The sequence below is a fragment of the Lachnotalea glycerini genome, from assembly GCF_003201285.1.
GTDB lineage: Bacteria > Bacillota > Clostridia > Lachnospirales > Lachnospiraceae > Lachnotalea > Lachnotalea glycerini.
Map to the genome: position 1 here is coordinate 41,882 of NZ_QICS01000020.1, position 7,771 is coordinate 49,652.

The 7,771-nt window shown below is 39.3% G+C and carries 5 protein-coding genes; all 5 read right to left on the bottom strand.

Annotation, left to right across the window (positions count from 1 at the left end):
- Nucleotide 1: 1 nt before the first annotated feature.
- A complete protein-coding gene (locus tag C8E03_RS20735) occupies nt 2-1,702 on the bottom strand; it encodes a heparinase II/III family protein (RefSeq protein WP_110292027.1) in 1,701 nt (566 codons plus the stop codon).
- A gap of 252 nt (nt 1,703-1,954) precedes the next feature.
- On the bottom strand, nt 1,955-2,569 hold the full coding sequence (locus tag C8E03_RS20740) for an NYN domain-containing protein (protein WP_094377987.1): 615 nt from the start codon (nt 2,567-2,569) through the stop codon (nt 1,955-1,957).
- A gap of 211 nt (nt 2,570-2,780) precedes the next feature.
- A complete protein-coding gene (locus C8E03_RS20745; protein WP_170123087.1) occupies nt 2,781-5,213 on the bottom strand; it encodes a PEP/pyruvate-binding domain-containing protein in 2,433 nt (810 codons plus the stop codon).
- A 47-nt stretch (nt 5,214-5,260) separates the two neighbouring features.
- On the bottom strand, nt 5,261-6,631 hold the full coding sequence (locus C8E03_RS20750; RefSeq protein ID WP_110292029.1) for an MATE family efflux transporter: 1,371 nt from the start codon (nt 6,629-6,631) through the stop codon (nt 5,261-5,263).
- Nucleotides 6,628-7,242 (bottom strand): TetR/AcrR family transcriptional regulator, encoded by a 615-nt coding sequence (locus tag C8E03_RS20755; protein WP_094377984.1) that lies wholly within the window; start codon nt 7,240-7,242, stop codon nt 6,628-6,630. The genes C8E03_RS20750 and C8E03_RS20755 overlap by 4 nt, the downstream gene beginning before the upstream one ends.
- Nucleotides 7,243-7,771 lie beyond the last annotated feature (529 nt).

Below are 7,771 nucleotides of genomic sequence, written 5' to 3' on the forward strand. Positions count from 1 at the left end.
TCTACCTTTTGATATCCTGAATTCGGATATCCACCTTTCCTAGTTTATTTACATCCCATAATATACAATAAATAGTTACTGCTAACCCTTCATGATTCTTATGTATCCTTTTATCTATTCTAAGATTCAACGGTTCTTCTATGATGATACTTACTATTTGCTTTTCAGTTTGAAAAACAGCCAAATTTCCATTAATCTGAGGAGGATACAGGACTACCAAATTTTCTGTAATCGATTTCGTTTTATCTGTCCTTTCAAATAAATCGCAGATGCTAAGACTACCATTTTCTAAATCAAAATCTATGGTTCTGTGGATTTCTTTTATTTCTCCCTGCTCATATGCTTTTGCAAATTCTATTTCTGTGTGTCCGTTCCCATCCGTTTGAAAGCATTGGCAGCAATGCCCCTTTCCTTCCTTTTGTCCTTTCTCGTTAATTATTGGAACACAATGGGAAAAGGAACTGTTACCAAATATCTGATATCGGTTCTTATTGAATGAATTCTTTACATACTCGCCTGCCCCTAAATCAGCAAGCAGCATCTCACCACCTGCCATGAGCTGAAGGCATCCTATATCATTATGATTGTGAGGCTCATCATTGTTTCCCCCCTTACATGCCAGTCCTATCCGGTTTTTACTATGGCAGATACTCCACTGTGCACTTAGAAAGGTATACTGGATTCCATAATCTATCTTTTTCTTTGCTTTTTCCAAAAGCACCGCCTGAAATTCCTTTGTCCAGAAATAATCTCTGTATACCCCCATCCATCGATAGCAGCTATCTGCTTCAAAGCCGCCTGCACATTCCGGTGGCAAACTGCCTGCCTTCTCATAAGAAGCAGCTAAATATGCCGTCAGTCCCATCCGATAGCTATCATGAGATGAACCATCAGAAAATGACAACGTGCTTGCGTCAGGAAAATAGCACTTTTGCTGAAATAATGCAATCTTTTTTACTTTTTCATGATTCATTAAATCAATTTTTTGCCCAGAATAAGTATAAAGTTGTCTTGCAAACCCTGTATAATAAAGCATTCCGTAGGAATAATAGTAGATTCCCTCATAACATACGCCATCGTCAGAAAAGCCATCTAGATAATGCCAAATGGAACTACTTACTCTTTCAATTATCTTTTCTAAAACCTCCGGTAATTCTTTGACATAATAGATTGCCGCACTTCCAATAGAACCATTGCACACTGCACACCAGTTCATCTCGCAGTGTTCCCACCATGGTGCATCTTTTTTATCTGTAAGTGCAAACGGTAAAAGTACTCTTTTTAAAACCTCTTCTTTCGCTTTGAAATAAATTTCATCACTCAGATTTTCCTTTAATAAATTGGTTATTTCCGCCAAAGCCTGCGCAGTCTCACAAGAAAATAAATCCAGTGTATGTCTCCAATTCAAATTACCTTTCCTATCAACATGAGCAGGCAGTGCCCACGTTTCTTCTGCACAAATTTCTTCAATGATATACTCAAGCTTATCCATATCTTCTTTTCTTTTATACAAAATTCCAAGCATTGCAAAAATGCACAAAAATTTACGACGTTCAAAATATACTTTCTCATATTCTGTTCTGCTTCCTGTCTCTTCATAGATTGCAAACAATTCTTTCGAAAGTCTTGGAAGTCTTTTATTTCTAAGATGATAACCGAGTAGTTTTATTTTTTCTTCATAATTTTTCAAATATGTAATCATATAAGCTCTCCCTTTCGTTAGTATCAAGTATAGCAGACTTTATAATATTTTGAATGCATATATTTATGAATTCATATACTATCTTATTCGAATACCAAAGCCAAACTAATTTGAATACTCTTACTGTAAAACAAAAAGACAAGGCATTTTTTGTCTTGTCTTTTTAACCTGTAGTATCTTTACATGTAATTTTAAATAGGGCTAGAAATTTCCAATGCTCTGATTCTATTTAGATGATTTATGAAAAATGTATCAGCAGTTAGACTTTGATGAGGATGTAGCTTGGGGTTTAAATGCTGGGGACAAAATTGTATCATCAATAAGTATTATACTGTCCTTTGCGTCAGCAAGCCGCTTATTAAGCACTTGACCTTTAAGGCATGCTACAACCGTTATTTTGCCTATGGTACGCAGTACTTCAATGACAGGAACATAATCACTGTCACCACTAACCAAGATAGCGCAATCATATGAATTGTGAAATGCCTTTGTGAGCATTTGTGTGGCAATATTAATATCTGTACCTTTTTCATCAACAGTGTATGTACTGGAATTTTTAATATCAAATCCTTCTAATTTTCGAATCTGATTTCGACCTTCGATGATATCAAGATATGGTTTAGTTTTTAAAGTAGACAGCCAATTGTTTGCACCTTTATATGGTTCTATCGAATCCAGTGGTGCTTCTGAAAGTGGAAAAAATATTTGTGTTTTAATTAATTCTGAATCAAAAGGCAATTGTTTATGAATTTCTTGTATCAGCCGGGCATAATCAAAAGTTGGTAAAGCTTTTGAATGCTCTTTGTGGTAATATGCCTGCGCAGCTAAATAAAAATTCATGTGGTCAATAAAAATCATAGTTTTCATGGGTTGGTCCTCCTAAAAAGAGTTAAGGGTACATACCCCAAAGTACATACCCTTACTCCAAAGCGACAAAGACATATGTTCAGTGCCGCTAGCTCTGTTAAGTTTTTATGAGAATTACTTCTCGGTATTATTATTATAGCAGACGGTATGATTTATGCAACAGTTTTTTATATAAATACTATCATCAATATCTGCATTTAATACACCATTTCTATATATGGAACACCTGACCTTTCGTACCATCGACAAGGACACTCTCACCATCCTTCAATTGCTTTGTGGCTGTCCCTACAGCCAGCACTGCAGGTATTCCGTATTCCCTGGCAACAATAGCAGCATGGCTCAGCGATCCTCCGGTATCCACGATAATTCCCGCTGCAATTCCAAAGAGTGATGTCCACTCCGGATCTGTGTGAGCGCAGACCAGAATGTCTCCGGGCTGCAGCTTATCAAACTCTTCCGGACCATTTACAATACAAACAGGTCCTCGTGCTTGACCTGTACTGCCGCTGATTCCAGTGATCTGTCCATTTTTATTTCCAAGTGCATCCATCATCTGTTTGTTCCAGTAGCCCTCCGCCAATGGCCTTTTCTCTTTTCGGCGGCGAATCGTCTTCCGATCATCCTCCGTAAGTGTGCCTCTTTTGCATATCTCAAACAGTTCATCTGCAAACAGGTAATACAGTTCTGTCATCTCACATTGAAGAAGCTTTGCGCATGTAGTCAGGATTTTTCTGCAGTACAGGAATTCGGTTTCCCACAGGTACTGACTCGATTCCCGGATGACATGATAGCTACGGAATGCCTTAATCAAGGATTCTGCTTTTTGGAAATTCTTATCTCCTGATATCTTTTTTAGGCGGTTAAGCAGGTCTTTGTATTTTTTCATGCCTTCTTCTGCAGAGAGCTCTGCCTTCTGGCCGTTTCGAAGAATTGGACGCAGCACCATAAGAAACCGGTCAGGGTCTTCGACCCAGGATTTTGCGATAAAGCAATAGCAGTTATAATCAGACTTACTTCCATACTTCTTCAAAAATACATCAAACATATCTTTTAGTTGTGTGTTATGGGCAATAACAGTCGCATAATCATGCTTCAGAACAAGCTCCTGAATTGCTCCATCCTTTGAAATCATAGCTGCCATCTGATACAATTCCCGGCTAAGATCTGTCGTTACATAAGACAGACCACCTAGCAAATCAAATGAAGTAAACTTAGAATCAACTTTTTTTAGTTGTCTATTCAGAAATATTCCTGCAAAAGCGGAAGGAAACAGAGCATAACGGAACCTATAGTATGCTGTCTTACCAATCATCTCCTTCATTTGCTCCAATACATAACCCGCTTCCTGTGTATTACCAACTGGAAGTTTCTGTATCTTTTGAAACTCTTTTCTGCACTCTGTCAGGGCATCTTCACCAAGTCTGGAATTTTCGTTGTGATTTTTTAATTGTTTAATAAAACTAAGAATGTGGATTATGTTTTTTGTTAGTTTTATCGTATAAGAAGGCATAAAGATGATACCGTCTTCATTCACCGGATACTCTCCACTGCTCATATCAATGCCCGCCTCTTCCATAAGTACGGATTTTTGTTTTCCAACCATACCGGCAAAATCGTGATCCAAGGGATAATAAGCCATCGGTGTTTTCTCCAAATTAAAAAGGAGGGTTTCACGCATTTTGCCTTTTGCGATTTTGACAGGGGGCAAACCCTTAAAATCCTCATCTCCCAACTCTTCATGCTGAGTGGAGGTCGTGGTGATGCTTCTGGCCTGCAAAATGTATAAGCTTCCCTCTGCAAATGCCCATTCGATATCCATTGGATGCCCGTAATGCACTTCAATCTCCATGGACTTTTTAACCAATGTCTGTATTTCTCCCTCTGTTAGTACCTGAATGCTGCGCAAGTTTTCCGGAACGGTTACCGTCTTTGTTCCCTGCATTCCGTACACAATTTGTTCCTTCTTGCTTCCGATTGTCACTCGCAGAACCTCTCCGCTTCTGCCGCATAGATACTCATCCGGCGTCACCAGTCCGGATACGACTGCTTCACCCAGACCATATGAGGCATTGATTAGAATCTCATTCGCATTCCCCGATGTATTTGCAGTGAAAATCACGCCTGCACAGTCACTTTTTACCATCCGCTGAATGACAACCGCCAGCGAGACTTTCTGATGGTCATACCCCTGCCTGTGTCGGTAAGTGACAGCCCGATCTCCCCAGAGAGAGCTGTAGCATTGCTTTATCTTATCCAACAGTTCCTTATCATTGCTCACATTCAGATAGGTTTCCTGCTGTCCTGCAAAACTTGCATCCTCCAGATCCTCCGCCGTCGCAGAAGACCGAACGGCAACTTGAGCCCCCGCACCGAGACTATGATAAAACATCGTCACTTCTTCACAAATCGCAGAAGGAATTTCCCCCTCAAGAATCGCCTTGCGAATTGCATCCGCATTCATTGATGCCTGATCAATTCCATTATCCTTCATATAACATTCGTATGCCTGTGCGGTTAGTACCACTCCTTCAGGCACAGGTATTCCGGCCTTAGTCATTTCACCAAGATTCGCACCTTTCCCTCCTGCAATATTAACATCATCCTTGCATATCTTCTCAAATCCAATAATAAATTGTTTCATATTAGCCTCCCTCTTTCTGTAAAGCAGTGTTAGTTGGGAAAGCCTTATTAACTCTCCCTTGAAGTTAAATATTTTTTCCATGTTTTTATGCCTAGCATCGCCGAGAACAGTAGTGCGCCTATGCCTGCAGCCGGTTTTGCCCAGATGATGCCGCTAAGCCCCCAAATTCTCGGAAGAATAAGAATTGCAGGTATAAAAAAAATTCCGTTCTCACTGATTGTTACCAGTGTTGCTTCCAGAAATCGACCGATATTCTGCAGCAGCATCCCAATAAGTACATAGAATCCCATAAATGGCCAAACCAAACATTGTGCCCGTAGAATAGATTCGCTAATTTCCAGTATTTCTTGTTTGTTTGTGAACAAGCCTGTAATTGGTTCAGCGACGTAATAGATTACAGCCGATGTAACAATCAGAAAAGCTGTTGCGATGATCCACTCATACAGGAACGCTTTTTTGACTCGTTTATAATTTTTTGCTCCATAATTCATTGCACAGATTGGTTGAAATCCCTGCCCAAAGCCAATAACCAAGGCATAACCCATGGTCAGGATTCTACTTGTGATGGCTATTGCCGCTACAGCACCGCTTCCATATAATCCTGCGGCTTGGTTAAGAAGAATATTTGAACAACTGCTGATCCCCTGCCTGCAGAAGTTTGGTGCTCCGCCGGCAAGAATTTCAAAAAGATAGTTAAAACGAATACGTGAACGAAAGAAACGAATCGGTACATTTCCATGTTTTCCTACAAGATATAGTAGAATCACAAATCCTGCTATCTGTCCAATACAGGTAGCCATTGCAGCACCCGCGACATTCCAGTTCATTATCAGAATGAAAATGGGATCAAGAATCATATTCAATATCATACCAATCAATAAACCAATCATTCCATCTTTTGCATTTCCCTGAAGACGAAGCTGATTGTAGAGAACATTAGCCCCCAACATAAAAGGGATTGAGAAAATGATGATTTTAAGATAAGAAAGGCTTGCCGACAGCATTTCTTCTGTGACACCCGCACCCAGTAACAAAGCCAACGGCTTAATAAATATAAAGCTAAAAATCATGATAATGATTCCTGCCACGAGGGAAAAAACGAATCCCGTGACAGCCATTTGCTCCGCTTCGTCCTTATTCTGCTTTCCCAACTGTCTGGCAATATAATTTCCTGAACCATAACCGAACCAGAAACCGACAGCCTGTATGATAGACAGAAAAGAAAACACAACTCCAATTGCCGCTGTCCAGTCTGTTCTGTTCAACCTGCCTACAAAATAAGTATCCGACATACTATAAACCGTACTTACCATCATGCCAATCATCGTGGGAATTGCCATTTTTATCAATAAGGGTATAAGCGGAGCCGTCGTAAGGCGCATGTATCGCTCTTCCTGCTGACTTTGATACGTTATCATAATGCTTCTCTTTTCTTTAGAATCATAAATTTGCGTACAGATGAATCACAGAAAGTGAAATAAATCTGTGCAAAATACGGTTCTTTTATAATGTCCGCATTCGAGAATAAAATTACCGCTGCAGTGATCGTATTTAACAGGCCATCATAATCCATTTCAGTCTGATAACCATTTTGATTCCAGTATTCAGATAATCTATGAAGATAATTCAAATAACTACTTCCAATTTGAGTGCGCCCCTCTATCCCACATCTTGTAAAAAATTTTATAGAATCACTGATGCTGTTGTTAAAGGCCTTATTTTCTTTCAGGTGCATACCTTCGTCATACAACATCTGAACTAAGTATCTGACCGGGTCATCAATTGTATCTCCTTTATTTTTATACCTTAGCGCCAGCTTTTCATCTACACGAATTTTCATTAATGCCAGTAGAAAAGATTCTTTGCTATCATAAAATGAATAAAAGCTACCCTGTGCAATTCCAACCTCCTGTGTCAATTCTTGAATAGACATTTTCTTAATGCCTTTCTCGGCAAACATTCGAAGCCCTACTTTGCGTAATTGTTTCTGAATTTTGATGCGTTCTTCACCTGAATATGCTTTTCCCATTATTTTTCTCCTATGAATATTTTATTTTTTCTTCATAGATAGGTTAGCACTGTCTAACCACAATGTCAAGAGTTATTTGCAATTAATCTATAGTCTTATCGAATCATGTTGCAGGCCGCATTTCGTCAGATAAACCTTTGATGAACAGTATAGCTTCTTTGCACAGGATTTCCAAGCTTTTATCAATGACGATTAAGTACCCGCTAAGTCTCTCTCAGAACTGTTATCTAGCCGTTTTCAACATCTCAAATTTCCAGTTTTCTATCACCCTTTTCTATTTCACCCATGGCATGGCGGCACCATTCCTTTCTTTGGGAGTCACATTTTATTTTCAATAAAGGACTAATAAAGGACAAAACAAATTGAATATGTTTTCAAATACTATATGTAGAGTAGGTCGGAGGTCGCAAGACCTCTTTCCCCTCATCAAACCGTACGTGAGGTTTTCCCTCATACGGCTTTCCGACATTCTTCTTTCTACAGCTTTACGTCATGCAATCATTTGTTGCAAACCCTTGTCTACTAATTT

Excerpts from the sequence above, each read along its gene's own strand:
- C8E03_RS20735 (WP_110292027.1), bottom strand. The coding sequence starts at position 1,702 with ATGATTACATATTTGAAAAATTATGAAGAAAAAATAAAACTACTCGGT.
- C8E03_RS20740 (WP_094377987.1), bottom strand. The coding sequence starts at position 2,569 with ATGAAAACTATGATTTTTATTGACCACATGAATTTTTATTTAGCTGCG.
- C8E03_RS20745 (WP_170123087.1), bottom strand. The coding sequence starts at position 5,213 with ATGAAACAATTTATTATTGGATTTGAGAAGATATGCAAGGATGATGTT.
- C8E03_RS20750 (WP_110292029.1), bottom strand. The coding sequence starts at position 6,631 with ATGATAACGTATCAAAGTCAGCAGGAAGAGCGATACATGCGCCTTACG.
- C8E03_RS20755 (WP_094377984.1), bottom strand. The coding sequence starts at position 7,242 with ATGGGAAAAGCATATTCAGGTGAAGAACGCATCAAAATTCAGAAACAA.